Source organism: Arthrobacter sp. MMS24-T111 (assembly GCF_054888995.1).
The window spans coordinates 314641-340947 of sequence record NZ_JBTZRO010000001.1 but is presented as its reverse complement, the minus strand read 5'-3'; the positions used below and the strand labels follow the sequence as shown (position 1 = coordinate 340947).

Genomic DNA, 26307 nt, shown 5'->3' with positions numbered 1-26307 from the left:
ATGGCCATCGAGATCAACGGCACCGCGTCCGAAGCAAACCCCCGCCCGGGCCAATGCCTGCGGACGTTCCTGCGCGAGCAGGGCAACACCGGCGTGAAGAAGGGCTGCGACGGCGGCGACTGCGGCGCGTGCACGGTACATGTGGACGGCACGCCCGTTCACAGCTGCATCTATCCCGCCGTCCGCGCCGAGGGGCACTCGGTCACCACCATTGAGGGGCTGGCCGATGCCACCAGCGGCGGCCTGCATCCGGTGCAGCAGCAGTTCATGGAGCGCCAGGGTTTCCAATGCGGCTTCTGCACGGCCGGCATGGTGATGACGGCGGCCACGTTCGACGACGCCCAAAAGGACAACCTGCCCCGCAACCTCAAAGGCAACCTCTGCCGGTGCACGGGCTACCGCGCCATCGCCGACGCCGTCTGCGGACACGCCGGGCACCCGGCTCCAGCCGGGCCGGGCTCGGGCATCGCAGGGGAGGGGCAGCCGGATCCGGAGCCGGGCCGGCTGGGTGACGACGTCCCGGCGCCGGCCAGCCGCGCCGTGGTCACGGGCGCTGCCCGCTACACCCTGGACCTGCCCAAAGAGGAGCAGCAAGGACTGCTGCACCTGAAGATCCTCCGTTCCCCCACCCGCACGCCCGGGTGCTGTCCATCGGCAAGGACGCGGCGCTGAACGTGCCCGGCGTGGTGGCGGTCTTCACCTCCGAGGACGCCCCGGAGCAGCTGTTCTCCACCGCCCAGCACGAACTCTTCACCGACGACCCGGACGATACCCGGGTGCTCGATGACGTGGTGCGGTTCATCGGGCAGCGGGTGGCCGCCGTCGTGGCTGAATCGGTCGCCGCCGCGGAAGCCGGCGTCCGCGCACTCCAGGTGGAATATGAGGAACTTCCCGCCGTCTTCTCACCGCAGGAAGCGCTGCTGCCTGGTGCCCCCCTGGTCCACGGAGGCAAGGATGCCGTGAAGGCGCGCATCTCCCGCCCGGAGCGTAACGTGGTGGCTGAACTCCACTCGGAACTGGGCAACGTCGCCGACGGCTTCGCCGCCGCCGACTTCGTCCACGAACAGACTTATCAGACCCAGCGCGTCCAGCACGTCGCCCTGGAAACCCATGCGGCCATCGCCACCGTAGACGACGACGGGCGGCTGCAGGTGCGCACGTCCAGCCAGGTCCCCTTCCTGGTCCGCCGCACGCTGTGCCGGCTGTTCGGGCTCGAAGAGGACCGCGTGCACGTGGTGGCCGGACGCGTGGGCGGCGGATTCGGCGGCAAGCAGGAAGTCCTCACCGAGGACCTCGTGGCGCTCGCGGCCCTGAAACTGAAGCGGCCGGTCCAGCTGGAACTGACCCGCACGGAACAGTTCACCGCCACCACAACCCGGCACCCCTTCACCATCAAGCTGAAAGCCGGTGCCGCCAAGGACGGCCGGCTGACAGCCCTGCAACTTGACGTGGTGACCAACACCGGCGCCTATGGCAACCACGGCCCGGGCGTCATGTTCCATGGTTGCGGTGAATCGCTGGCAGTCTACAGGTGCGCCAACAAGAAGGTGGACGCCCGGTCGGTCTACACGAACACCGTCCCTGCCGGCGCGTTCCGCGGCTACGGCCTGAGCCAGATGATTTTTGCGATCGAGTCCGCGATGGATGAGCTGGCCGCCGGGATCGGGATGGATCCGCTCGAGTTCCGCCGCCGGAACATGGTCCGCGAAGGGGACCACATGCTCTCCACCCAGCCCCAGCCGGAGGAGGACGTCCACTACGGAAGCTACGGTTTGGACGAGTGCCTGGACCTGGTCCGGGACGCCCTGGACCGGGGCAGCGAACGCTACCGGCAGGCCGGCCTTGAAGACCTCGGACCGGACTGGATGGTGGGCGAAGGAGCGGCCCTCTCCATGATCGATACCGTCCCGCCGCGCGGCCACTTTGCCCATGCCCGGCTCCGGCTCCTGCCGGACGGAACGTACCAGGCCGACGTCGGGACCGCCGAGTTCGGAAACGGCACCACCACGGTGCATGCCCAGCTTGCCGCCACGGCGTTGTCCACGGAGGCATCCCGGGTGGCGGTGCGGCAATCGGATACCGACCTGGTGGAGCACGACACGGGCGCGTTCGGTTCGGCCGGAACCGTGGTGGCCGGCAAGGCCACCCTTGAAGCTGCCGAAGAACTGGCCGTCCGGATCCGGGCGTTCGCGGCCGGCATCCGCCAAACGCAGGCCTCCGCGTGCGTCCTCGACGGCGACGCCGTGGTGGTCGACGGAACCCGCGTGGCACTTGCTGAGCTGGCGCAGGCCGCCGAGGAAGCCGGCGTCGACCTCGCCGCCGAGGGACGCTGGGGCGGCACGCCGCGTTCGGTTGCCTTCAACGTGCACGGGTTCCGGGTGGCGGTGAACCGCGGCACCGGCGAGCTGAAGATCCTGCAGAGCGTCCAGGCGGCCGACGCCGGCGTGGTGGTGAACCCGCGACAGTGCCGTGGACAGATCGAAGGCGGGATCGCCCAGGCCATTGGTGCCACGCTCTACGAGGAAGTGGTGGTGAACGACGACGGCAAGGTCACCACGGACATCCTGCGTCAGTACCACATTCCCACGTTCGCGGACGTGCCGCGCAGCGAGGTGTACTTCGCGGACACCAATGACAAGCTGGGGCCGCTGGGCGCCAAATCGATGAGCGAGAGTCCGTTCAACCCCGTGGCCCCGGCGCTCGCCAACGCCATCAGGAACGCCACAGGAGTCCGCTTCGCACAGCTTCCCATCGCCCGGGACCGGATCTACCTGGGACTGAAGGAAGCAGGCCTCGTTCCGGCTGAGGCGGGCGTGGTGCGGTGATGCAGGTGTAGCTTGTGGCCATGACGGGCGAGACAGCCATGGATGCGGGCAGGGGTGGGGGCCTGCCCGGCCCGGGCAGGTAAATTCCTTCGGAGGATTCACCCAGCTTTGCGCCAAACCCATATAGTCAGGGGATGGAACAGCGGATTTTAGGCAAGACCGGACGGAACGTCTCCATCGTGGGGCTGGGCACCTGGCAGCTTGGCGCGGACTGGGGCACCGTGGACCCGGCACAGGCCCAGGCCATCCTCGCCGCCTCCGTGGAGGCCGGCGTCACCTTCTTTGACACGGCCGATGTCTATGGCGATGGAAAGAGCGAGCAGGCCATCGGTAAGTTCCTCGCGGACAACCCTGGGCACGGCGTCACTGTTGCCACCAAGATGGGCCGCCGGATGGAGCAGCGGCCGGAAAACTATTCACTGGCCAATTTCCGCCAGTGGGTGGACCGGTCACGGAAGAACCTGGGCGCCGAAACCCTCGACCTGGTCCAGTTGCACTGCCCGCCCACTGCCGTCTACAGCAACAACGAGGTGTATGACGCGCTGGACACGCTGGTCGCCGAAGGCGCCATCCGCAACTAGGGTGTCAGCGTGGAACGAACGGACGAGGCCCTGGAAGCGATCCGCCACGAAGGAACGGCATCGGTCCAGATCATCCTGAACGCCTTCCGGCTCAAGCCGCTGGATGAAGTCCTCCCTGCGGCCAAGGCTGCCGGCGTGGGCATCATTGCCCGGGTGCCGCTCGCCTCCGGACTGCTGTCCGGCAAGTACTCGAAGGACACCACCTTCGCGGAGAACGACCACCGGAACTACAACCGCCACGGCGAAGCGTTTGACGTGGGAGAGACCTTCTCCGGCGTCGACTTTGAGCTGGGCCTGAAGGCGGTGGCGGAGTTCGAGCAACTGGTGCCCTCCGGGGCCACCACGGCACAGGCCGCCATCGCCTGGATTGCGGCGCAGGACGGCGTCAGCTCCGTCATTCCCGGCGCACGCAACGTGGAGCAGGCCCAGGGCAACGCCGCCGCGGCCGGTGTAAGCATCGGCAAGGAGTTCGACGACGGCGTCCGCTGGATCTACGACCACTACTTCCGCGAGGCCATCCACCCGCGCTGGTAAGACCTGTCCGCAGGTATCGGCGTGCGTTCCGGCAGCGGCATCAAGGAGTTCGTGCAGCGGCTGGCATCCGTGAAAACTGGACCGGCCTGCACCAACTTCTTCTCCGATGCCGTGCCGGAGAATGCGCTACGCCGCCGGAACCTGGAGATTTACCTGCAGGAAATGCGGGACCGGCAGCCCGGCGTGCTGTTGGTAGGGGAGGCGCCGGGCTTCAGGGGCATGCGCATTACCGGCGTTCCGTTTACCAACCGGACCATCCTGGAAGGCCCGGCAAACAGCTTTGGGCTCTTCGGCCCGGGCAAGGGGTACGTTGTGCCGCCCGAAGCTGTTGGGGTGGCTGCCGAGCCGACAGCAACGGTGCTGTGGCAGGTCCTGGAAGAAGTGAATTTTCTCCCACTGCTGTGGAGTGCCTTCCCCTGGCACCCGCACCAACCCGGAAAGCCGTGGTCCAACCGCACGCCCAAGCCGTCCGAAACCAAACTCGGCACGCCCTTCTGGAAGGAACTGGCCGGATTATTCGGTATCAGCTCCATCGTGGCGGTGGGCAACGTGGCCCAGAACAGCCTGGAACGCAGTGGGGTGGCGGCGCCAAAAATCAGGCATCCGGCCCACGGCGGCCGCTCCGGCTTCAAACAAGGGCTGCAGGAATTGCTCGCCGCTGGTGGTTGAGGGCACCGGTGGTTGAGCCTGCCGAACCCCCGGTGGGTGGGCTTGTCGAACCTGGCACCTGGGCTTGTCGAAACCCGAAACCTGGTGGTTGAGCCTGCCGAAACCGAATCTGCCTTCTTTGGGCGCCTGGTTGTCGTGCGCGGCCCTCATCTCGGCCCCTTAGATGTCGTACCCCGTTGCCATGATGGGTTTATGGGGAAAGCGGCGGTGGTGGAGGCATTGGCGGATGTTCGTGCTGCCCTTGCCGTGCTGGTTGCCGAGGTGGACGGGTGTGGCGCGGAGCCGTTCTGTGCTGCTGATCCGTTGGCTGGGTTGGTGGACGGGTGTCTTGATGTTCTGGCCGGTGTCCGTGAGGTGGAGGCGAGGGTCGCTGGTTTGAAGGCGCGGGCTGCGGTGGCGTTTACGGATGCTGCCGGTGTTGTGGCGGGGCCGGGGGTGCCGGTGGTGGCGCAGGAGATGGCGGTCGCGGCGGAGGTCGGGTGTGTGCTGGCGCTGGGGCCGCGGGCGGCGGGGGCGTTCCTGGCCACCTCGCAGGCTGTGGTCAAGGGGTTGCCGCGGACTGCGGCTGCTTTGAACAACGGGACCCTGTCCTGGCAGCACGCCACGGTGATGGCCGATGAAACGGCCGGGCTGGATGCTGCGGGGGCGGCGGGGTTGGAGGCCCATTTCCTGGACCCCGATGCACCGGATCCGGTGCGGGGGTGTGCGGTGGGGGAGTTGCCGGCGCACCGGTTCCGGGCCAAGGCCAGGGTTTGGCGGGAACGCCACCATGCCGGGAGTATCGAGCAGCGCCACGCCACGGGGGTGGTGGACCGGCGGGTGGAGTACCGGCCGGACCGGGACGGGATGGCCTGGCTGGGGGCGTACCTGCCCGCGGACCAGGCGGCGGCGGGGTGGAATCGGCTCACCGCTGTTGCCCGGGGCGTGCAGGGCCCGGGCGAGGCCAGGACCCTCACCCAGCTCCGGGCCGACGTGTTTGCCGCAGCGATCCTTACCAAGGGGCTCGCCCCCGGCCGCGCCACAGGGAGCGGTACCGGAGGCGGTGGCGGAGGTGGTGCTGAGGGTCTGAGCACGGGACAGGCGGTCGGGAGGGTAGACGCGGGGCCAGGCGAAAGTTGCACCGGCCCCGAAAACTTCGAGAGGCCCGCCGACGTCCCGCCTGATGCGGTCCGGGCGCAGGTGTTGGTGACCGTGCCGGTGTTTTCGTTGCTGGGGTTGACGGATGAGGCGGCGGTGCTGGATGGGTACGGGCCGATTCCGCCGTCGATGGCCCGTCGGTTGGTCGCTGAGGGGGCGGCCTCGTTTTACCGGGTGCTCGTGGACCCGCGGGACGGGGCACCGCTCGAGATCGGCAGGACCAGTTACCGGGTGGGCAAGGCGATGCGGAACTGGCTCCGGCTCCGGGATGGTAAGTGCCCGTTCCCGAGGTGCAGCAACAGCTCACTGGACACGGAGGCCGATCACATCCTGGCCTGGGCCAACGGTGGGACCACCGGAGTCAGCAACCTGGGACAGCCCTGCCCGAAACACCACCGGCTCCGGCATACCACCGGTTGGAAACCCACCCCGGCCAGCAAAACCGAACCACCGGGCTGGACCTCACCGGCCGGCCGCCACTACCACAGCGAACACCAAGACTGGCAACCACCCGTGTGGCCACCGGGATTCGTCGACCACGACAGGACGGCGCCGGAGCTGGAAAGAGCAGAGCCAAGGCCCCTGCAAAGAGTGCCCTTCAGCGTCGCGGACCTGAGCAGAATCGACTACTCGCTGGCCGAAGCGTGCCTGGACCGCATTCTCCACCCGCCCTCTGCTTAGGCCGCATGAAGCCCCACGCCCAAGCTGCGGTGCGCACTCGATCCGCCGGGCCGTTCACCCGCCTCTTCCCAAACGGAACGGTGACCGGAAACGCCGCCACGCGCCGTCGGACTTTCCCGGCGCGTGCACGTCGGGCTAGATTCATCAGCAAGATGATGAATCCACAGCCTCCGATCCACGCAACCGCATACTGGACCACCGCAAAGCAGCACGGCGAGCTCAGGCCCGAAGAAATGCCCGCACCCGGTCCCGGCGAGGTGTTGGTCCGTGCCCTCTACTCCGGCATCAGCAGGGGCACCGAAATGGTAGTCCACGCCGGCGCTGTTCCGCCCCGGGTCGCTGGGCAGATGCGCGCCCCGCACCAGGAAGGGGAGTTCCCCGGGCCGGTAAAATTCGGCTACCTCTCCGTTGGCGTTGTGGAGGAGGGGCCAGAGGACTGGAAGGGCGCGCGCGTGTTCTGCCTGAGCCCGCACCAGGACCGCTATGTGGTGCCGCTGGAGTCACTGACGCGGATCCCGGACGATGTCCCGTCCCGGCGAGCGGTGTTGACCGGCACGGTCGAAACCGCAGTCAACGCCCTGTGGGAGGCTGGGCCGCGCCTGGGGGACCGGGTTGCGGTCGTCGGCGCGGGCCTGGTGGGTGGCATGGTGGCCACCCTGTTGCGCACGTTCCCGCTGGAGCGCCTGCAACTGGTGGACCTGGACCCGGGCAGGAAGCAGCTGGCCGATGCGATCGGTGTCGACTTCGTCCATCCCGACGATGCCTTGGCTGACTGCGACATCGTCATCCACTGCTCCGCCTCGCAGGAAGGACTGGAACGCAGCCTCCAGCTCGTCGGCGACGACTGTGATGTCATCGAGATGTCCTGGTACGCCAACAGGACGGTGACCATACCGTTGGGTGAGGATTTCCATGCGCGCAGGCTGTCCATCAGGGCCAGCCAGGTAGGCATGGTGGCCCGGTCCCGGCGCCACCGCCGCACCAATGCGGACCGCCTCAACCTTGCCGTATCGCTGCTCAAGGACCCTGTATTCGATGCGTTCCTGACCGGTTCGTCCCGGTTCGAGGACCTTCCGGAGGTGGTCCAGAGCCTGTCCGACGGCACGCTGGAAGCCCTGTGCCACGTGGTCGAATACCCTTCCGGCAACCCGGCCCCCACCCAAGTAACCCACAACTCCGAAACGTAAGGTAGCCAATGTTCAGCTTGACCGTCCGCCGCCACTTCATGATCGCCCACAGCCTTCCCCGCGAGGCCTTCGGGCCCGCACAAGCACTGCACGGCGCAACATTCGTCGCTGAGGTGAGCTTCCGGCGTCGTGCCCTGAACCCGGACGCGATCGTGCTGGACATTGGAGCCGCCGGGACCATCATCGAGGACGTGCTGGGCGGCCTGAACTACCGAAACCTGGACGAGCACCCGGATTTCGAGGGCAAGCTCACCACCACGGAGGCCCTGGCCGAGTACATCGCCCGGAAGGTGGCGGCCAGTGTCAAGGACACCGCAGACGGCCCCGAACTGGCGGGAATCGACGTCACCCTCCGGGAAAATCCGGACGCCTGGGCCACCTGCGCCTTGGACCTGTCCGACTGACCGTGCGCCCCCTCCGGCTGTTCGTCCCGGGCAATATCCGCCACAGCTCGGGCGGCAACGTCTACAACGCGCGGCTGGTTGCCGGCCTCCAGGCGTTGGGTGCCGGGGTTGAGGTCATTGCCGTGGAGGGCACCTGGCCGGATGCGGGCGCACACGAACGACGCCGGCTGGGCGCCCTCCTCGGGGCGTGGGACCCGGAAACACATCCCGGGCAGCCTGTGGCGATCGTGGATGGGCTGGTGGCCGTGGAAGCTCCGGACGAACTGGAATTCGCTGCGAAAGCCGGCCGACAAACATGGGTCCTGGTGCATATGCCCGTGCCGGAAGATGCAGGCAGCCGGGCCCTTGTCCGCGAAGCCAGGGCCTTGCGCGCCGCAACCGGCGTCATCTGCACCAGCACATCTGCGGCAAACGAGCTCCGCAAACGAGGGCTCCCGCAAGCGCGGGTTGTCCTCCCCGGCGTGGAGCCGGCACCCCTCGCGTCCGGTTCCACGCCGCCCCACCTTGCCGTCGTCGCGGCGCTCCTGCCCAACAAGGACCAGCTGCTCACGGTCCAGGCCCTGGGCCGGGTCCGGGATCTTGACTGGACTGCGTCGCTCGTGGGGTCGGACCAAGCCGATCCGGTGTATGCGCAGGCAGTCCAGGCTGCGGTTGCCGGGAACGGTCTGCAGGAGCGGGTGCGGCTGACCGGCGAGCTCACCGGCGAACCGTTGGAGGCACAGTGGGCCCGGACCGACCTGACGTTGCTGGTGTCACGGACGGAAGCCTTCGGGATGGCCGTCACCGAGAGCCTGGCCCACGGCATCCCCGCGCTGGTCAGGGCAGGCACGGGCGCGGTGGAGGCGCTCACCCTCGCCGGACTGGAAACGTCCGACGGCGGGCCAAGACTTCCGGGGGCAGCGGTTCCCCTGACCGTCGGGGGCCAGGAGAGTCCCGGCCGGCTGGCTGCGGTCCTGCGGCAGTGGCTCGAGGACGCGCGGGTCCGCGAGGGCTGGCGCGCAGCCGCGGCGGAGGCCCGGCAGGATCTCCCCGGCTGGAGTAGGACGGCCCAGGCCATGGTGGCGCTGGTGGCAGCGGGGGACTGACGGCACGCGCAGCCGCAGACTGACTGAAATGCGCCGCGGACAGGATGCCCGCCGCCGACTGCCGGAAACCCGCCGAGGTAAAGATGCCCGCCGGGACGCGCTAAAGGCTGCTGCGGTGTGCCGCGAAGAACTCGCGCAGCAACCGGGCGCACTCTTCCTCGCGGACGCCCGGGTACACCTCAACCCAATGATTGAGCCGCCGTTCGCGCAGGATGTCGAACACGGATCCTGCGGCACCGGCTTTCTCGTCCCACGCCCCGAAAACCACCCGGGGGATCCTGGCCAGGACGATCGCGCCCGCGCACATGGCGCAGGGTTCCAGGGTGACCACCAACGTGCAGTCTGAGAGCCGCCAGCCGTCGCCCCGGCCGCCGTCGAGCCTGGCCCGTTCCTGCAACCGTGCGGCAGCTTCCCGGATAGCCACCACCTCGGCGTGGGCTGTTGGGTCACCCAGCTCCTCACGCTGGTTCCGGCCGGAACCCAGCACCCCGCCGTCGGGCCCGATGACCACGGCGCCGATGGGCACGTCCTCCGTGGCGAGGGCGCGGTGCGCCTCCGCGAGGGCAAGGCCCATCCAGGCGTCGTGTTTCTTTTCGGGCAACGGCATGGCTCAATGATAGTTTCGGGGATACTCAGGTTACTTACCGATGCCGGGAGGCACCATGGATACGCTTCGGGACCGCTTGGGGACCTGGTTCAAACCCTACGCGGCGCTGGTCCTCACCATCCTCGTGGGCGGTGTTGTCATCGTCTCCCTCGCCCTGCTGGGCGCCGAGGTGTATGACAACGTGGTGGACTCCGCCGGGCTGGCCAACCTGGACAAGCCGGCGCTTGCCCTGTCCGAGAGCCTCCGCAGCCCCGGGCTCGACGCATTTGTCACCGGGTTCACCAATATCGGGGGTGGCATCGGAATGCCCATCCTGGCCAGCATCCTCACCGCGTGGCTGACCTTCCTCAGCCGCAACTGGCGTCCTCTGGTCCTGATCGGCGGCGCCGCAGCCGTGTCCATTACCGCCACCACCCTCGGCAAGAAGCTGGTGGGACGCACGCGTCCGGATCACGCTGACGCCGTTCCGCCGTACGAGGATTCCCCGTCGTTCCCGAGCGGGCATACCCTCAACACCACCGTGGTGATCAGCCTGGTGGTCTATCTGATCTGCCTCCAGTTCGACGCCATGCGCGTCCGGGTCCTGGCCATCACAGCGGGCGCGGTGTTCATCATCGCCATGGGTTTGAGCCGGGTCTTCCTGGGCCACCACTGGCTCACGGACGTCATGGCCGGCTGGCTGCTGGGGCTCACCTGGGTGGGTGTGGTGATCATGGCCCACCGGCTGTTCCACATTGTCCGCAGGCGGGAACACGTGGGTGCCGCGCCGTCGTTCGACCGTCCCATTGTGCGCGACGTCGTGGCGGAGGAACTGCACGACGGCGGTTCCTCCGGGCCCGGTAAAGGCAGCGCCGGATGATAGTTTTAGGGGATGCGCACTCTCGTTGTTGACCACCCCTTGGTCGCCCATAAGCTCACCGTCCTGCGGGACAAAAACACGCCGTCGCCGGTCTTCCGCCAGCTGACGGAAGAGCTGGTGACCCTCCTGGCCTATGAGGCCACGCGGGAGGTCCGCACCGAGCCCGTGACCATCCAGACGCCCGTCAGCACCACGGTCGGCACCGCGTTCACCAAACCCACCCCGCTGGTGGTACCCATCCTGCGCGCCGGCCTGGGCATGCTGGAAGGCATGACCAAGCTGGTTCCCACCGCTGAGGTGGGCTTCCTGGGCATGGCCCGGGACGAGGAAACCCTGGACATCATCACGTATGCCGAACGCCTTCCCGAGGACCTCACCGGCCGCCAGGTCTTCGTCCTGGACCCGATGCTGGCCACCGGCGGGACCCTGCGTGAGGCCATCAAGTTCCTCTTCAAGCGCGGCGCCTCCGACGTCACCTGCATTTGCCTGCTGGCAGCCCCGGAGGGCCTGGCCAAGCTGGAGGAAGAACTGGGCGACGCCAATGTGCACATCGTGCTGGCCTCCATCGACGAGAAGCTCAACGAGAAGTCCTACATCGTCCCTGGCCTGGGCGACGCCGGCGACCGCCTGTACGGCATCGCCGGGTAGGTTCCACCCTTTTTCAAAACGGTTCCCGCCGCTACCCTGTGCGGATGGACTGGAAACTTGAACTTGTCTTTGTCCCTGTATCCGACGTTGACCGTGCCAAGGATTTCTACGTCAACAAGGTTGGCTTCAACGCCGACTACGACGAACGACCCTCGGAGTCGATCCGCTTCGTGCAGCTGACGCCGCCCGGCTCCGCCTGCTCCATCTGCATCGGCGAAGGGCTCACCGACGCTCCGCCGGGCACCGGCTCCAACCTGCAGCTGGTGGTCAGCGACATCGAGGCTGCCCACCGCCAGCTCAAGGGCAACGGCGTGGACGTCAGCGACGTGGATGTGCAGCAGTGGGGCCATTTCCTGTATTTCGCCGATCCGGACGGCAATAAGTGGTCTGTCCAGTACATCCCATGGCGGAACGCCGGGCCCGGCGACGTCCAGGGCGCCGGTTAACGCAAACCGCGGGCCGCATCAACGTGATGCGGCCCGCGGTTTGCGTTGTGCCTGGTGCTGGGGGTGCCTAGTACCAGTTGTGTGCCAGGTGGAAGTTCAACGCACCGCAGGGCGAGGCGTAGCTCTTCTTGATGTAGTCCAGGCCCCAGTTGATCTGCGTGCGGTAGTTGGTCAGGTAGTCGGCCCCTGCGCTGGCCATCTTCTCCGCAGGCAGCGACTGGACGATGCCGTACGCGCCGCTGCTGGCGTTGGTGGCGGTGGTGGTCCAATCGGATTCCTTGGTCCACAGCGTCTGCAGGCACTGCATCTGGTCCGGTCCCCAGCCGAAGGAGGACAGCTGGCTGGCGGCGTAGGCCTGGGCGCCCGCGGGATCGTTAACCGCGACGACGGGAGCAGGCGCAGGTGCGGGGGCCGGTGCCGGGGCGGGTGCTTCAGCCGGCGGGGCGGCGGGAGCGGGCGCGGGGGCCGGCTCCGCGGCCTGCGGTGCCACGCTGATGGCGGAAGGAGCAGGATTAGCGGCCGGGTTGGACCGGATTTCGCTCTTCTCGATGCTCATCTGGGCATCCGCCGCCGACGTGGAAGCGCTTGACCCGGTGGACGACGCCTGGGTCATGCTGTTGGTCGCCTGGCCTGCCGCGCCAACGCCAACCAGCACTGCGCATGATGCAGCGAGGACCGCAACACGCCGGCCCACGGTGGTCTTTTTGGCGGGCTGGGGTTTGGCCCGATGTTTTGCCTTGGTTTGCAGGCATGGTTTTGCCATGGATTTAGACATGATTGATCGCCTCTCACACCTGCGGAGTTAGCTGTCGGGTTCGGATGAGGGCATCCGGCCGCACGGAAAAAACACGTGCTGGCTTAACCCCAAGGGCAATCATTGCCCGGGACGGTGGGTCCCCCGCCTCTGCCGTTGCTCAAGCGGAATCCGGGAAGCGGCAGAGCTTGGCGTCAACCCGGGATATGCGGCCCGAACGGGGACCGCACCCAATCGACGGTACAGGAAGATTGCGCATTAGTCACATTTGGGTAACGGAAGTCACGAATCATGGCGCGTCGATTTGCTGCAGACCGGGCTCCGCAGTTGGGTTTATCCCGCTAAAACGTAGACGGTGGTCCCGCCAATGTTTTGCGCCGGGAAGGTGGACGCCACCCACTGCGCAATCCGGTTGGAGGCGTCAGAGCCGCTGCTGGACATCACGGTCCCGCCGGAAATGAAGTAGTGGATCCGGCCTTGGGAGACCAGCGCTTGGAACTGTTCCAGCGTGGGGGAGGGGTCGGTGCCGTTGAAGCCGCCCACGGCCATCACCGGCAGTTCCGTGGCCAGTTGGTAACCTGCGGCATTGTTCGAACCGACTACTGCCGCTGCCCAGGTGTAGTTTGAGGCACCGTCCTTCAATGCGGCCACCAGCCCGGCCGACGGCGTGGGCGCGCCCAGGAGGCCGCCCATCCCGCCGGCGCGGCCACCGGTGGCACCCTGACCGCCCTGCGCTGCCCCGCCCTGGCCTGCACCCTGGCCTTGTCCGGCCTGGCCGTTGAACTGCCGGGACGTGCCGCCCGCGCCAAACCCGCCGGTCCGGTTTCCGCCGAACCCGCCCGGGCCGCCGAACGACGTCGCCGGTCCGGCGCTAACAATGGCCCCGCTGTGCGCCGTCGCCGCCGTCGACATGGAGAAGGCCAACGGGCCGGCGAGCGATGCCGCAATGGCGAGCGCCGTCGTCGTCCGTTGCACGGAGCTCAGGCCGATGAACCTGTTCAACCCTGTTCCTGCTGCGGCCGCAAGGCCTGCCGCCAGCACCACCCAGCGCAGCCACGGGCCGTAGGCGGATGTGGTTCCCAGCAGGGTGAATGCCATCAGGGCTGCCGCGGCCACTGCGGCGGCCAGGAAGACCGCCGCGGCGGCCTGCCGCCGGTGCTGCCAGAGAAGTACCGGGCCCAGGCCGGCCAGGGCTGCGATCCCGGGCGCCAACGCCACCGCGTAGTAGGGGTGGATGATGCCCGCCATGAAACTGAAGACCAGGCCGGTCACCAGGACCCAGGAACCCCAGATGAGCACCGACGCCCGGACGGCGTCAGTCCGCGGCGCCCGGCGTCCCACCCATAGCAGGCCGGCAGCAAGGATCAGTGCGGAGGGCAGCAGCCACGCGATCTGGCCGCCAAACTCGCTGTTGAACATCCGCAGCAGCCCGGGAACGCCCCAGCCGTTGGCGCCGCCCACGCTCCCTGTCTCGTCGCCTGTCAGCCGGCCCAAGCCGTTGTAGCCGAGGGTCAGTTCCAGGATGGAATTGTCCTGCGAACCACCAATGAACGGACGGTCCGCAGCCGGGATGAGCTCCACGACCGCCAGCCACCAGCCGGCCGCGGCAAGCATCGCGGCACCGGCGGCGAGCAGGTGCAGCAGCCGCCGGCCCAGCCTGGCGGGCGCCGCGACCAGGTAGGCGAGGGCAAAACCGGGAACCACCAGCAGGACCTGCAGCTGCTTGGCAAGGAATCCGAAGCCCAGGAATACCCCTGCCAGCAGGAGCCAGCGCAACCTGTCCTCCTGCACGGAGCGGAGCACCGCATAGGCGGCGGCGGTCATGAGCAGCACCAGCTGGGCGTCCGGGTTGTTGAACCGGAACATCAGCGTGGCTACGGGCGTCAGTGCCAGCGCAATGGCGGCCAGCAGCCCTGCCCGGTGGGCGAGCCGCGGGTCACCAGTGGCCGGCGCCGCGGCCCGCCGGACGGCCAGGTACAGCAGCCAGGCGGTGCCGACGCCCATCAGGGCCTCAGGAACCAGGATGCTCCAGGAGCTCAGGCCGAAAATCCGGACCGACAACCCCATGATCCACAGGGACGCCGGTGGCTTGTCCACCGTGATGGAGTTGGCGGCGTCCGAGGAGCCGAAGAACCAGGCCGCCCAGTCCTGCGATCCGGCCTGGGCAGCGGCGGAGTAGAAAGCGTTGGCCCAGCCCGATGCCCCGAGGTTCCACAGGTACAGCACGGCGGTAGCTGCCAGCACGGCTGCAAGTTCCAGCCGGTGCCGGCGGGCCGGGGGATCCCGCCGCACGCGGGCCGCGGCACCAGGGCGGTGGGCAGCGGGAGCGGAGGGAGCCTGCACTGGGGTGGGGTAAGAGCTGGCCATGGGGTCCTACTTGGTGAGTTGGTACACCGTGGAGTTACCCACGGTTTGGGCCTGGAAGTTGGCTTGCACCCAGGCGGCCACCTCGGAGTTGCCGCCCCGGCCGCCCATGCCGGCGCCCATGCCGCCTTCGATGAAGTAGCCGATCTCACCCTTTGCCACCATGGCCTGGAACTCGGCGAGCGTGGGATAGGGGTCACCGCCGTTCCAGCCGCCCAGGGCAATGACGTTGGTGTTCGTGGCCAGTTCCAGGCTGGCGGCCTGGCTGGCCCCGGAGACAATCGCCGACCACTTCGTGCTGGTGCCCGTGAGCAGCGCGGTTACGGCTGCATCGGCGGTGCCTTCGCCGGGACCGCCGGGACCGCCGGCCCCGCCGGCTCCGGGGGCGCCGTTGACGCCGCCGGCTCCGTTCGCGGGATCAAAACCGCCGGTACCGGCTGCCGCATCTGTTCCGTCGGTCCGGTCGCCACGGAGCGCGGCGTCGTCCCGGAACCCGGCAGCCCTGTTCCCGAAACCGCCCGCCGAGGAACCCGCGGGCCCCGACGTCGGGATGGATCCCGAGTGGGCGGACGCGGCGGTGGCCAGGGTCCAGGCAGCCGTTCCAAGGCCCCCGGCAAGCAAAGAGAGAACGACGACGGCGGCCGTCCCGGAGCGCCGGAACCGTCCCGCAGCGCCCTTGCCGTCAAGGCGGAGGAGGATGGCGGCCGCCGCGAGGACACCGAGGACGATGGTGGCGATGCGCAACCACGGCAGCCATGACGTGTCGCGGCCCAGCAGCACCGAGGACCAGACTGAGGTGCCCAGGACCACGACGGCCAGAGTTGTCCGTGCCGGCCAGTACGCGCGGCCGCGCCAGAGTTCCGCCGCGCCGATGCCCACCAGCGCGGCGATGGCCGGGGCCAGTGCCACTGAGTAGTAGGGGTGGACGATGCCGCTCATGAAGCTGAAGACGCCCGCCGTGACCAGAAGCCAGCCGCCCCACAGGATCAGGGCCGCGCGGCTCCGGGACGTGCGCGCTTCGCGGCGGGTGAACCACAAGCCTGCCACCAGCAGCACCAGCGCGGCGGGCAGCAGCCACGACACCTCGCCGCCGAAGCTGGTCCCGAACATCCGCAGCAGGCCGGCCGCTCCGCCGAACCCGGCATTGCCGCCGCCGAAGCCGCCCGCCGCACCGCCGCCCGGGCCACCGGCTCCGCCTCCGGGCATTCCTTCACCCGAACCGGTGATGCGGGCCAGGCCGTTGTAGCCGAAGGTCAGTTCCAGGAAGCTGTTGGTGGTGGACCCGGCCATGTACGGCCGTTCCGAGGCCGGCGTCAGCTGGAAAAGGGCGACGTAGCTGCCGGCCACCACGATGATCCCGCCCAGCGCGCCGAGCAGGTGCACCAGCCGGCGTCCCACCGGGGTGGGGGCAGCCCACAGGTACGCAAGTCCAAGCGCGGGGACCACCAGGAAGCCTTGCAGCATCTTGCTGAGGAACGCCATGCCAATCACGGCCCCCGCCGCCACCAGCCACTTCCATCCGGCCCGTTCGATGGCCCGGGTGGTGAAGTACGCCGCCAGCACCAGGCAGAGGGTGAGCATGTCGTCCGGGTTGTTGAATTTGAACATCAGCGCCGCTACGGGCGTCAGTGCCAGGGCGCCGCCTGCCAGGAGGCCTGCCGCCGGTCCGGAAACCCGCTTCACGGCGAGGTACAGGAAGCCGACGGCGGCCACTCCCATGAGCGCCTCGGGCACCAGCATGCTCAGTGACGAGAAGCCGAAGATGCGGCCCGCGAGGGCCGGGATCCAGAGCGCCGCGGGCGGCTTGTCCACGGTGATGGCGTTTCCGGCGTCGAGCGATCCGAAGAGGAACGCCGTCCAGTCCTTGGTGCCCGCCTGGATGGCAGCGGCATAGAAGGAGTTTCCGTAGCCGGTGGCGGCCAGGTTCCAGAGGTACAGGATTGCCGTGGCCACCAGGAGGCCTGCGGCCGAGGGGCGCACCCAGCGGGGCTGGCCGCCGAAGGCGTAGCGGGCCCAGCGCGGTCCGGGGTGTGCGGGGCCGGCCGTGGACACTGCGGCACCTGACGGGTGCTGTGGACCGGCGGTTGACTCGGTGGTCGATCCGGCGCCTGCCGGTGAAATGGTGGAGGTCATGATGCTGCCGTTTCTGTGGAGGCGGTGGCTGTCGTGTCGTCGGCGGACGATGCCGCGGGGGTTCCGGCGGAAGTTGTTGCCGGTCCCGGGCCTGTCCCGGGACCGGGGCGCGCGGTGGGTGCTGTGCGCGGCGCCCGCTCCCGGAAGACCCAGAGCCGGAACAGCAGGAACCGCACGGCAGTGGCGGCGAGGTTCGCCGCCACGACGGTGAGGATTTCCGCCCACCGGTCCGGCGTCGTCGTCTTGTGCACCAGTGCCAGCGCACCCGAGGTGAGCACCAGGCCGATGCCGAACACGATCAGCCCCTCAAAGTGGTGCCGGACCGGGTTGCCGCCCTGGATACCGAACGTGAAGCGCCGGTTGGCTCCCGTGTTGGCCACCGCCGTGATCAGCAGGGCCAGGAAGTTGGCAAGTTGGGGATCCATGAAGCCGCGGCAGAATACGAAGATCGCCAGGTAGGCCAGGGTCGACGCGGCACCGATGGCGGCGAAGCGCACCAACTGGCCAAACAGGCTGCCGCCGCGCGTTTGCTCGGCCGCCCGGGACGAGGCGGGCAGCGGCCCCCGCGCCAGGGCTGCCCGCAGCCCGGAACCGGGATGCGGCCGTAGAGCAGGTCGAGGGTGAGCCGTGCCATGCCCCGGACGTCCGCCAGCGCCGTCCGGAGCACGTCAACGCTTGAATCAGGATCGTCGATCCAGTCCACGGGAACTTCATGGACGCGCAGGCCGCACCGCTCCGCCAGGACCAGGAGCTCGGTGTCAAAGAACCAGGAGTTGTCCACGGTGTACGGAAGGATCTGTTGGGCGACGTCTGCGCGGATCGCCTTGAACCCGCACTGTGCGTCACTGAACCGGGCACCCATGAAGGAGTGCAGCATCAGGTTGTAGCCGCGCGAGATGAATTCCCGCTTGGGTCCGCGGACTACGCGGGAGTTGCGGGTCAGCCGGGTGCCGATGGCAAGGTCCGAATGGCCGGAGATCAGCGGCGCCAACAGTGGTGCCAGGGCCGCAAGGTCGGTGGAGAGGTCCACGTCCATGTAGGCCAGGACCGGTGACGGCGAGGCCAGCCACACCTTGCGCAGTGCATTTCCGCGGCCCTTTTCGTCGAGGTGGACCACCGCGAGTTCGGGGAACTCCCGGGCCAGGCGTTCGGCGATCTTCAAGGTGCCGTCCGTGCTGGCGTTGTCGGCCACGGTGATCCGGAACGCGTGCGGAAAGGAATCGAGCAAGTGGGCATGAAGCCTGCGGAGGCATTCCTCCAGGTCGCGTTCCTCGTTGAAGACCGGGATGGTCACATCCAGGACCGGCGCGGTGGTGCGGGTGTCCACGGGGGCGCGCCGTCCGGCGCGCCCCCGGGATGGAATGCCCACCGGCGCCACCGCGGCGTCCGGCAGGGTTCCTGAAGTGGAGTCGGTGAGCGTCATGAATCAAGAGTGGCGCCGCCGCATTTGAGGGCTTTAGGCGCAACCTGTGACGTGCCTGTGTAAGTGCGGCCGGCGCGCGCAGTCAGGACGCGGCGGTTGCCGCTGCCGGCAAGCGGACCGCGAACTCGGTCCTGCCCGGCCGGGAGACCAGTTCCACAGTGCCGCCATGGGCCGCGACGATGGATTCGACGATCGAAAGCCCCAGCCCGGACGACCCTTCGGAGCCTGAACGCGCGGCATCGGCCCGGGTGAAGCGGGAGAAGATGTTGCCCTGGAACTCGGCGGGAATGCCGGGACCGTCGTCGGTGACCGTGACCACCACGCTGCCGTCGGCGGAGCGCATGACGCCGGAGGTGACGGTGGTGCCGGCCGGCGTGTGCTTCCTGGCGTTCGAGAGCAGGTTGGCCAGGACTTGGTGGAGCTGGGTGGCGTCGCCGCGGACGGTTACCGGTTCATCAGGCAACGTCAGCTGCCAGGTGTGGTCCGGTGCCATGACCTTTTCGTCGCTGACGGTTTCGATCACCAGCTGGGTGAGGTCCACATCGGTGGTTTCGGTCGCTTTGCCCTCATCCAGCCGGGCCAGCAGCAGCAGGTCTTCCACCAGGGCGGTCATGCGCTCCGACTGGCTTTGCACCCTGCCCAGCGACTTTTGGCCGTCCTCGGTGAGGGTTTCGGTCATGCGCATCAGCTCGGTGTATCCGCGGATGGCGGTCAATGGGGTCCGAAGCTCATGGGAGGCGTCCGCCACGAACTGGCGCACCTTCATCTCACTCCGTTGCCGGGCTTCGAGCGCGCTGGAGACGTTGTCCAGCATGAGGTTCAGCGCGTGTCCCACGCTGCCCACTTCCGTGGTGGGATGCGCTGCCGACGGCGGGACACGCACCGCCAGGGCTACCTCGCCGGCGTCGAGCGGCAGCTTGGAAACCTTGGTGGCGACGTCGGACAGCTGCTCCAGCGGCCGCATGGTCCGGCGGATCAAGGCCGTGCCGGCCAGCCCGATCAGGACAAGGCCGCCCAGTGACACCAGCACCATCGTCAACACCAGCGAGGCCTCGGTGCTTTCCTTGGTTGCCAGCGGCAGCCCGGTGATCACCACGTCGCCGTACGGGGTCTGTGTTGCCATGAGCCGGTAGTCGCCGTTGGACAGCTCCCGGTCAACCGGGCTGCCGTCACGGGGTAGGGCCTGCAGGGTGGCTGTGTCCCGGGAAGTCAGCGGCGTGCGGGTGAAATCCGCGGACAGGAAACCTGCTTCCCGCGTGATCTGGCCACCCACCACCCTGGCATTGAGTGTTCCCACGCTTTGACCCCGCGCGTCGAGCGGATCCGGACGGCCCGAGGGATTGCCTTCGGGCGGGCGGCCGCGTGACGCCATGGTCAGCTGCTCGTCCAACTGCTTGGAAAGGACGACGTCCATTGAGGCGTAGCTGACCACGCCGATTGCGCTCGAGATGGCCACCAGGAGGGCCATCGAGAGCAGGATCAGGCGGGTCCGAAGATGCCAGGTGGCCGGGTTGAACCACGAGCGGCCGGTGGGCCGGGGAACACCGGAAAGAGACACGCGTTTCCTTTGGCTAGTCTGCGGGTTTGATGACGTAGCCGGCGCCGCGCACGGTATGGATCATGGGCGGATGGTTGGCTTCGAGCTTCTTGCGCAGGTAGGAAATGTACAGCTCCACGATGTTCGCCTGGCCGCCAAAGTCGTAGTCCCACACGTGGTCCAGGATCTGGGCCTTGCTCACCACGCGCTTGGGGTTTTCCATGAGGTAGCGGAGGAGTTCAAACTGTGTGGCCGTCAGCTGGATTTCCTCCCCGGCCCGGGTGACCTCCCGGGTGTCCACGTTGAGGACCAGGTCGCCCACCACCAGTTCGGCCGTATCCATGGCGGCCACGCCGGAGCGCTGGACCAGGCGGTGCAGGCGCAGCAGGACTTCCTCCATGCTGAAGGGCTTGGTCACGTAGTCGTCGCCGCCGGCGGCCAGCCCCACGATCCGGTCCTGGACGTCGTCTTTTGCGGTCAGGAACAGTGCGGGCACCTCGGGCGCGAAGGCGCGGATCCTGCCCAGCAGTTCCACGCCGTCGAACCCCGGCAGCATGACGTCGAGCACCAGGACGTCCGGATGGAAGTCCTTGGCAAGCTTGACCGCCGTGGGTCCGTCCCCGGCTACGGCCACGGACCAGCCCGCCATGCGCAGTCCCATGCTCATCAGCTCCGACAGGCTGGGTTCGTCATCCACCACCAGGGCCCGGATCGGAGAGCCGTCGGGGTGGGTGAGCTGGGGCAGGTTGTTGGTCATGGAGTGCGGGGATGCCATGGGACAACTCTCCGATCTACCGGTGTGCCGGTGCTTTGCCGTTGCTGTGTTCCAGCTGTGAGCTCCAGCCTAGCCACCTGGACCCGCGGCCAGGCGGCTAACCAGGCAGGGGAAAGCGTGCAGGTCACAGGCGGAGGTGGCCTGCTGCACAGCCTCTGCACAGCAATTCGGCAGAACCTGTTGGAACAACCAGCATCACCACCATCAGTTTCGACTTTTTTGGAGAATGACAATGGACGAGCACAACAACCAGCCAGCCCCGGGCAGGTCAGGGCAGAACGGGCAGCCGGCCCCCGTCTGGGGAGGCTCACCAGAGGGCAGCGGCCACGGCGCGGCGGCCCACGACCGGGACGTCCCGGGCAACCAGGGCAGGGGAGACTACGAAACGGTCGGGCAGGGGCAGCCTGCGCAGGGCTGGGGAGCGCCCGAAGGTCCGCCGTCGGCAGGATGGGGTGCTCCGCCCGCGTCCGGCCACGCGTACAGCGCAGGCACTGGCTGGGGCGCACCGCAGCAGTACGCTTCCGCCTCGGCGTCCCGCGGGCCGAAAGGCGCCTGGACGGCGAAGAAGGGACTCCTGGTCGGCGGCGCGGCCGTGGTCCTGGGTGCAGCGGCCGGCGCCGGCGCGTACGCGGCCGGAAACGGCTCGGGCACGGCAGCCAACGCCCAGGGCGCGGGCGCGGCCAGCCAGTTCGGACCCGGCGGGCAGAACGGCATGGCCGGGCCGGGCACCCAGTCCGGTACCAACGGCGGCGCGGCCGGCGGCATGGGCATGGACGGGGGCCCAGGGGGCTTGGGGATGGGGGCGGCCGGCCTGAACGCTGCCATCCACTCCGAGTATGTGGTCTTGGAAGGTTCCAACTATGTGACCATGGCCGGCCAGGCGGGTACCGTGACGGATGTATCGGCCACGTCGCTGACGGTCAAGAGCGAGGATGGCTTCTCCCGCACCTATGCCGTGGGGTCCGATGTGCAGGTCACACAGGGGATGAGGCAGCGCGGGGGCACATCCACCGGAGCCACCCTCAGCCTGTCCAACGTGACCGCAGGGGCCAGCGTTCGCGTGACCGCGCTCAAGGATGGCGACTCGTACACCGCCCAGGCCATCCAGCTTGCCACCGCAGGTGCCGGTACCTCGGCCGGCACCGGAACCAGCAGCAACTGACCCAAGCATGCCGTACCACTCCCAGGCAGGTCCTGCCGCCGGCCCACGCCCGCCGTCCGGGCAAAAAAATCTGCCGCCGGCAGGGCCGGGACTGGACATGGCGCGCAGTCGTCCGGCCGATTCTATGTCAAGCGATTGAATTTCGGGGAGATTCGGAGAATTGGCCTTCTATCGAATTATCTTCCGAATGAGTGGCTAACCGAGACTGTTCTCCGGATAACGAACGTTATTATTTCCCCATCTCGAAATAGTGATCTAAAGCACAATCGGCGGTTTTGTCTCACCATGTGGACGAATTGGTCCATTGTTACTTGCAAGTTGGCATTGTTACGCTGCACACTTCCAATGTGAACAAGAACTCAACAGCACCTGCAGCCGCAGAATATTGGCCCAGCACATCCGCTGCTGCCGACATGCGCTGTTGTCGAATGCACGCCTGACCTTCGCACCCCTGAAGTTCTTAGGCATTCGCCCCCCAGCCCAGCGTCGGGCGCCCCTCCCCGGTCCGCGTCTACGGGGAATCCAGCATTCGAGCCGCGAACACGGCCATTCACATTGAGGTAAGCATTCCATGTCAGTTGCATCCGGATACGTCCACATCTCCGTCCGTAACGCCGCCAAGGCAGGCCAGCCCTCGGGCCTGCGCCCCGGTTTCGGGCCCCGCCCGTCGCTTGCTCCCACTTCCGGCAGCGCCTTCCCCGCGCAGGGCTACGCCCCGCAGGGATACAACCCGAACTCCTACGGCCAGCTCCGCGCCGTGCAGCCTGCAGAGGCCGCTCCGGTCACGGCCCCCACGCCCGTGGTGGCCGGCCCGAATGCTGTTCGCCCGGTGGCCAATGACAACGTGGCCCGCGGGTTCGTCCTGTACATGGGGATCGATGAGGAGACCGCGGCAGCAGCCGGTACCTCCATCGCCAAGCTTGCCCAGGAAATCCGTGCCTACGCCCAGTCGCTGGTCTCCGGCGCCGAGAGCTACGCGGCCGTTGCGGTGGCTCCGGCCGGCACCCCCGGTTCCGCGCTCGACGTCGTCCGTTCCACGTTCGGCGACCCCACGGTCAACTCCCGCCAGCGCACCGAGGCCGCCCGTCCTGCCCAGCCGCAGGAACCGCGCCCCTCCGGTGTCCTGATCGACCTCGCCCGTCGCGAAGTCCACCTCGACGGTGAATCCCTGAACCTCACCTTCAAGGAGTTTGAACTCCTGAACTACCTCGTCGAGAACGGCACCCGCACCGTGGGCCGCGACGAACTGCTCGAAGGGCTGTGGCGCAACGCCGAAGAGGTGCCCAACGAGCGCACCATCGACGTCCACATCCGGCGCCTCCGTTCCAAGCTGGGCCGCCTTGCCAATACCGTCCGCACGGTCCGCGGCCAGGGCTACCGGTTCTACGAGCACCCCGAGGTTGTTGTCTGGGCCGCTCCGGAATACTCGATCTAGCACCGCCCCAAGTGCCGTGGCCCGGTGCCGCGGCTAAGTGGTTTGGATAGGCTTGGGCCATGAGTTCGCACCATGTTCGACGCCTCGTGATCATGCGCCATGCCAAGGCTGACTGGCCGGGCGGGGTGGCCGATCATGAGCGGCCGCTCGAGGACCGCGGACACCGGGAAGCGCCGCTCGCCGGGCGGTGGCTGCTCAAGCACAACATTGTCCCCGACTTCATCCTGTGCTCCAGCGCCCTGCGCACCCGGCAGACGTGCACCTGGGTCTGCTCCGAGCTGGGGACAAGGCACCCACGCCCAAGCTTGAAGACGGCTTGTATGCGGCCTCAGCGCAGCGGATGCTCACCGTGGTCAACCACGTGCCGGACACCGTGACCACACTGATGCTGATCGCGCACCTGCCCGGCGTGCAGGACCTGGCAATGCACCTCGCCTCGCGGGACTCCGACCACGACGCCTACATGGACGCCGCCACCCGCTTCCCCACCAATGCGCTGACCGTGCTGGAGGCGGAAAAGCCCTGGGCGGAACTGGATGGGCAGGACGCCCGGATTACCCGGTTCAAAGTTCCCCGGGCCCACTAGCGGCAACCCTGCTGCCGGCAATCTCCCGCAGCAGGCCCGCAACGTGCCTGATGCCGGGGCTGGCCGTCATGGTCTTGCGATGGATGAGCCCAACCTGGCGGGCCTGGACCGGGTTGACCACCGGAACGGCCACCACATCCCGGGGGAGTGCCGGCCGCCCCAGCCGGGGAACAAGCGCCACCGCCACCGCCTGCTCCACCATCGCAATATGCGTCGCGAAATCGGGATCGTAAACCCGGATGTCCGGCACCCGCCCCAGGTCCGCGAAAATCCGCAGCAGGGCTTCGTTGCAGATGGCCCCCGCCGGCGTGCTGATCCAGCGTTCGTCAACAAGCTCCGCCGGGGCAACCGCAGGGCGCCCCGCCAGGTGATGGCTGCGGTGCACCAGGACGTCCGCCACATCCTCGCAGAGCCACTCGAGCGTCAGATGCTCCGGGATCACCAGCGGCACCGAATTCCAGTTGTGCACCAGGCCCAGGTCCGCCTCCCCGTTGGCCACCCGGGCCACGGCTTCCCGCGGATCCTCGGCCAGCACCGCGATACTCAACGCCGCGCCTGACTCTTCGAGCTGTGCCAGCAGCGGACCCACCAGTCCGCGGCAGGCCGTGGAAAATGACACCACCCGGAGGCTGCCGCTGGGCTTGGCCGGATCTGCCAGGAGCGTGGACTGCAGTTCCTCCAGCTCGGCCAGGATGCGTCGGCCGTATGCCGCCAGGGCCAGTCCGCGTTCCGTGAGCAGGACGCCACGGCCCCGGCGCTCCAGCACCGCGAAGCCGGCTTCCTTCTCCAGCTTCTTCACCTGTTGGGACACGGCCGACGGGCTGAACCCCATGGCTTCCGAAGCCGCAATAACGGAGCCGTGCTGCTCCACCGCTGCGAGGGCCCGCAGGGAACCGATGTCGATCATGAAGCAAAGGTACATGATTTACGGTACAAACCAGCGCTGGTGCTTCATCCGCTGTGCTGTCAGAGTATGGGATGTGAACCTGCGCGATTCCCTGCTTGCCGTCCTTGTCGCCCTGTTGTGGGGCCTGAACTTCGTGGCCATCGACCTCGGGCTGCATGCCGGCGGCCACGACTTCCCGCCGCTGCTGTTCGTCGCCATGCGCTTCGTCCTGGTGGTGTTCCCCTGGATCTTCTTCATCAGGAAACCGGACATCAGCTGGAAGGCCATCCTCGGCGTCGGACTCTTCATGAGCGCGGGCCAGTTCGGCCTCCTGTACCTGGCCATGGCGCTGGGCATGCCCGCGGGGCTCGCATCCCTGGTCCTGCAGGCGCAGGTCCTGCTGACCGTCCTCCTTGCCGCGGGCTTCCTGGGCGAACGCCCCAGCCGGCGTCAACTGGCGGGCGTGGTGCTGGGCGTCGCCGGGCTCGCCGTCGTGGCGGCAGGACGCAGCGCCGTGGCACCGCTCCTCCCGCTGGTCATTGTCCTGGCCGCTGCATTGTCATGGGCTGCCGGCAATGTCCTGGCCCGGAAGGCGAAAGCCGCTTCCGGCCTGGGGCTGGTGGTCTGGTCCGGGGCTGTGGTCCCGCTTCCGCTGGGGGCATTGTCCGTGCTGGTGGACGGGCCGGATACGGTGTGGCAATCACTGGCAACGCTGCAGATGCCCACCGTGCTCAGCGCGTTGTACACGGCAATCTTTGCCTCGCTGGTGGGTTACGGCATTTGGAACCGGCTCCTTGCCGGCCACCCGTCGTCGGCCGTGGTGCCCTTCACGCTGCTGGTCCCGGTGGTGGGCATGAGCACGGCGTGGCTGGTCCTCGCCGAGGTGCCATCGGCAACGGAACTGGCGGGTGGCCTGCTCCTCCTGGGCGGCGTCGCCACCGCGGTGATTACCCGAGCGGGCGGGCGCCGTCAGCGGCGCGGGGCTGAGCCGCTGCCGGGCCGTGGTGCCGGTTTGGGCGCCGGAGACACGGACGACGACGGGCGCTTGGCTGCCGCCGACGTCCCCCGGACGGGAGCGCGGGAGGCGGACGTCCGCTGACCGGGGGACGCCTGGGCGCCGGATGTTTGTGCCCCGGACGCCTGGCCGGCCCGTGGTGCGGCACCGCGTGGGCTGCGGGGCGGACCGGACCGCTGCGAGGGGGTGCGCTGCGGTGCGGTGCCCTGCAATGTGGCCCGGGTGCCCGTCCGTGGTGCGGCCGCCGGGCGCCTGGTGGTTCCGGCTGGCCTGCGGACCGGTGCTGCACGCCGCCGCCCCGGCCAGAGCGCGCCCAGGAAGAGGATTCCGAACGTTGCAGCGGCCGCAACCCCGGCGCCCAGGAAGTAGTTGTCCGGGTCGCGGGTGGGCAGCGGGGTGCCCAGGAAGGAGGACTGGTCGTCGTACGCCAGCGTCCAGGTGCTGAGGAACGCCAGGGAAAAGCCGAGGGCCAGGGCGGTTCCGGTCCCTGCCGCGAGCAGGGCGAAGCGCCGGCGGCGGACCACGATCTCGGCCACCGCAGCCAGGTACGCCAGGGCCAGGACGCCAAGGAACG

The 26307-nt window shown here is 68.2% G+C and carries 18 protein-coding genes, 4 pseudogenes and 1 riboswitch; of the genes and pseudogenes, 14 read left to right on the top strand and 8 right to left on the bottom strand.

Annotated features, from left to right (window positions below):
• From ACX5I6_RS01510 to ACX5I6_RS01480, 7 genes and pseudogenes are all read left to right on the top strand, one after another.
• Positions 1 to 2825, top strand: a pseudogene (locus tag ACX5I6_RS01510) (molybdopterin-dependent oxidoreductase).
• A 134-nt stretch (positions 2826 to 2959) separates the two neighbouring features.
• Positions 2960 to 3940 (top strand): annotated as a pseudogene (locus tag ACX5I6_RS01505) (aldo/keto reductase).
• 21 nt (positions 3941 to 3961) lie between these two features.
• Positions 3962 to 4609 carry a uracil-DNA glycosylase gene (locus ACX5I6_RS01500; protein ID WP_461839210.1) on the top strand — a complete coding sequence of 216 codons (648 nt, stop codon included), beginning with the start codon at positions 3962 to 3964 and terminating at the stop codon, positions 4607 to 4609.
• 192 nt (positions 4610 to 4801) lie between these two features.
• On the top strand, positions 4802 to 6427 hold the full coding sequence (locus ACX5I6_RS01495; protein WP_461839209.1) for an HNH endonuclease signature motif containing protein: 1626 nt from the start codon (positions 4802 to 4804) through the stop codon (positions 6425 to 6427).
• A 152-nt stretch (positions 6428 to 6579) separates the two neighbouring features.
• On the top strand, positions 6580 to 7614 hold the full coding sequence (locus tag ACX5I6_RS01490) for a zinc-dependent alcohol dehydrogenase (RefSeq protein WP_461839208.1): 1035 nt from the start codon (positions 6580 to 6582) through the stop codon (positions 7612 to 7614).
• Positions 7615 to 7622: 8 nt separating this feature from the next.
• Complete coding sequence (locus ACX5I6_RS01485) at positions 7623 to 8018, top strand: 6-pyruvoyl trahydropterin synthase family protein (protein ID WP_461839207.1); 396 nt, start codon at positions 7623 to 7625, stop codon at positions 8016 to 8018.
• A gap of 2 nt (positions 8019 to 8020) precedes the next feature.
• Positions 8021 to 9103, top strand: a complete 1083-nt coding sequence (locus ACX5I6_RS01480; RefSeq protein ID WP_461839206.1) for a glycosyltransferase family 4 protein — start codon at positions 8021 to 8023, stop codon at positions 9101 to 9103.
• 100 nt (positions 9104 to 9203) lie between these two features.
• Here ACX5I6_RS01480 and ACX5I6_RS01475 read toward each other — a convergent pair whose 3' ends face one another.
• Positions 9204 to 9710, bottom strand: coding sequence for a nucleoside deaminase (locus ACX5I6_RS01475; RefSeq protein WP_285242263.1), 507 nt, complete (start codon positions 9708 to 9710; stop codon positions 9204 to 9206).
• A 55-nt stretch (positions 9711 to 9765) separates the two neighbouring features.
• Here ACX5I6_RS01475 and ACX5I6_RS01470 point away from each other — a divergent pair, with 55 nt between their 5' ends.
• Genes ACX5I6_RS01470 through ACX5I6_RS01460 form a run of 3 tightly spaced genes read left to right on the top strand, consistent with a single transcriptional unit; the run spans position 9766 to position 11663 of the window.
• Complete coding sequence (locus ACX5I6_RS01470; protein ID WP_461839205.1) at positions 9766 to 10569, top strand: phosphatase PAP2 family protein; 804 nt, start codon at positions 9766 to 9768, stop codon at positions 10567 to 10569.
• Between the two features lie 12 nt (positions 10570 to 10581).
• Positions 10582 to 11217: a uracil phosphoribosyltransferase gene (upp, locus tag ACX5I6_RS01465; RefSeq protein ID WP_109044758.1), complete on the top strand. Its 636-nt coding sequence runs from the start codon at positions 10582 to 10584 to the stop codon at positions 11215 to 11217.
• 44 nt (positions 11218 to 11261) lie between these two features.
• On the top strand, positions 11262 to 11663 hold the full coding sequence (locus tag ACX5I6_RS01460; protein ID WP_109044757.1) for a glyoxalase superfamily protein: 402 nt from the start codon (positions 11262 to 11264) through the stop codon (positions 11661 to 11663).
• A 67-nt stretch (positions 11664 to 11730) separates the two neighbouring features.
• Here the strand turns inward: ACX5I6_RS01460 and ACX5I6_RS01455 are convergent, their stop codons facing one another.
• The 6 genes and pseudogenes from ACX5I6_RS01455 to ACX5I6_RS01430 form a co-directional block, all read right to left on the bottom strand.
• Positions 11731 to 12438: an aggregation-promoting factor C-terminal-like domain-containing protein gene (locus ACX5I6_RS01455; protein WP_461839204.1), complete on the bottom strand. Its 708-nt coding sequence runs from the start codon at positions 12436 to 12438 to the stop codon at positions 11731 to 11733.
• 5 nt (positions 12439 to 12443) lie between these two features.
• Positions 12444 to 12604, bottom strand: a riboswitch (cyclic di-AMP (ydaO/yuaA leader).
• A gap of 146 nt (positions 12605 to 12750) precedes the next feature.
• Positions 12751 to 14784: a glycosyltransferase family 39 protein gene (locus ACX5I6_RS01450; protein ID WP_461839203.1), complete on the bottom strand. Its 2034-nt coding sequence runs from the start codon at positions 14782 to 14784 to the stop codon at positions 12751 to 12753.
• Positions 14785 to 14790: 6 nt separating this feature from the next.
• On the bottom strand, positions 14791 to 16914 hold the full coding sequence (locus ACX5I6_RS01445; RefSeq protein ID WP_461839202.1) for an ArnT family glycosyltransferase: 2124 nt from the start codon (positions 16912 to 16914) through the stop codon (positions 14791 to 14793).
• Positions 16911 to 18337: pseudogene (locus tag ACX5I6_RS01440) on the bottom strand (bifunctional glycosyltransferase family 2/GtrA family protein). The gene ACX5I6_RS01445 and the pseudogene ACX5I6_RS01440 overlap by 4 nt, the downstream one beginning before the upstream one ends.
• An 82-nt stretch (positions 18338 to 18419) precedes the next feature.
• On the bottom strand, positions 18420 to 19895 hold the full coding sequence (locus ACX5I6_RS01435) for a sensor histidine kinase (RefSeq protein ID WP_461839201.1): 1476 nt from the start codon (positions 19893 to 19895) through the stop codon (positions 18420 to 18422).
• A 13-nt stretch (positions 19896 to 19908) separates the two neighbouring features.
• On the bottom strand, positions 19909 to 20649 hold the full coding sequence (locus ACX5I6_RS01430) for a response regulator transcription factor (RefSeq protein ID WP_387457721.1): 741 nt from the start codon (positions 20647 to 20649) through the stop codon (positions 19909 to 19911).
• Between the two features lie 232 nt (positions 20650 to 20881).
• Here ACX5I6_RS01430 and ACX5I6_RS01425 point away from each other — a divergent pair, with 232 nt between their 5' ends.
• From ACX5I6_RS01425 to ACX5I6_RS01415, 3 genes and pseudogenes are all read left to right on the top strand, one after another.
• Positions 20882 to 21811 (top strand): hypothetical protein, encoded by a 930-nt coding sequence (locus tag ACX5I6_RS01425; protein WP_461839200.1) that lies wholly within the window; start codon positions 20882 to 20884, stop codon positions 21809 to 21811.
• A 571-nt stretch (positions 21812 to 22382) separates the two neighbouring features.
• Positions 22383 to 23246 (top strand): winged helix-turn-helix domain-containing protein, encoded by an 864-nt coding sequence (locus ACX5I6_RS01420; protein ID WP_018762395.1) that lies wholly within the window; start codon positions 22383 to 22385, stop codon positions 23244 to 23246.
• Between the two features lie 59 nt (positions 23247 to 23305).
• Positions 23306 to 23832 (top strand): annotated as a pseudogene (locus ACX5I6_RS01415) (SixA phosphatase family protein).
• On the opposite strand, the gene ACX5I6_RS01410 reads toward ACX5I6_RS01415, so the two are convergent.
• Positions 23810 to 24739, bottom strand: a complete 930-nt coding sequence (locus tag ACX5I6_RS01410; protein ID WP_461839199.1) for a LysR family transcriptional regulator — start codon at positions 24737 to 24739, stop codon at positions 23810 to 23812. The pseudogene ACX5I6_RS01415 and the gene ACX5I6_RS01410 sit on opposite strands and share 23 nt — an antisense overlap.
• A 73-nt stretch (positions 24740 to 24812) precedes the next feature.
• Between ACX5I6_RS01410 and ACX5I6_RS01405 the strand changes: the two genes are divergently transcribed.
• Complete coding sequence (locus ACX5I6_RS01405) at positions 24813 to 25817, top strand: EamA family transporter (protein WP_461841645.1); 1005 nt, start codon at positions 24813 to 24815, stop codon at positions 25815 to 25817.
• The last annotated feature ends 490 nt before the right edge of the window (positions 25818 to 26307 follow it).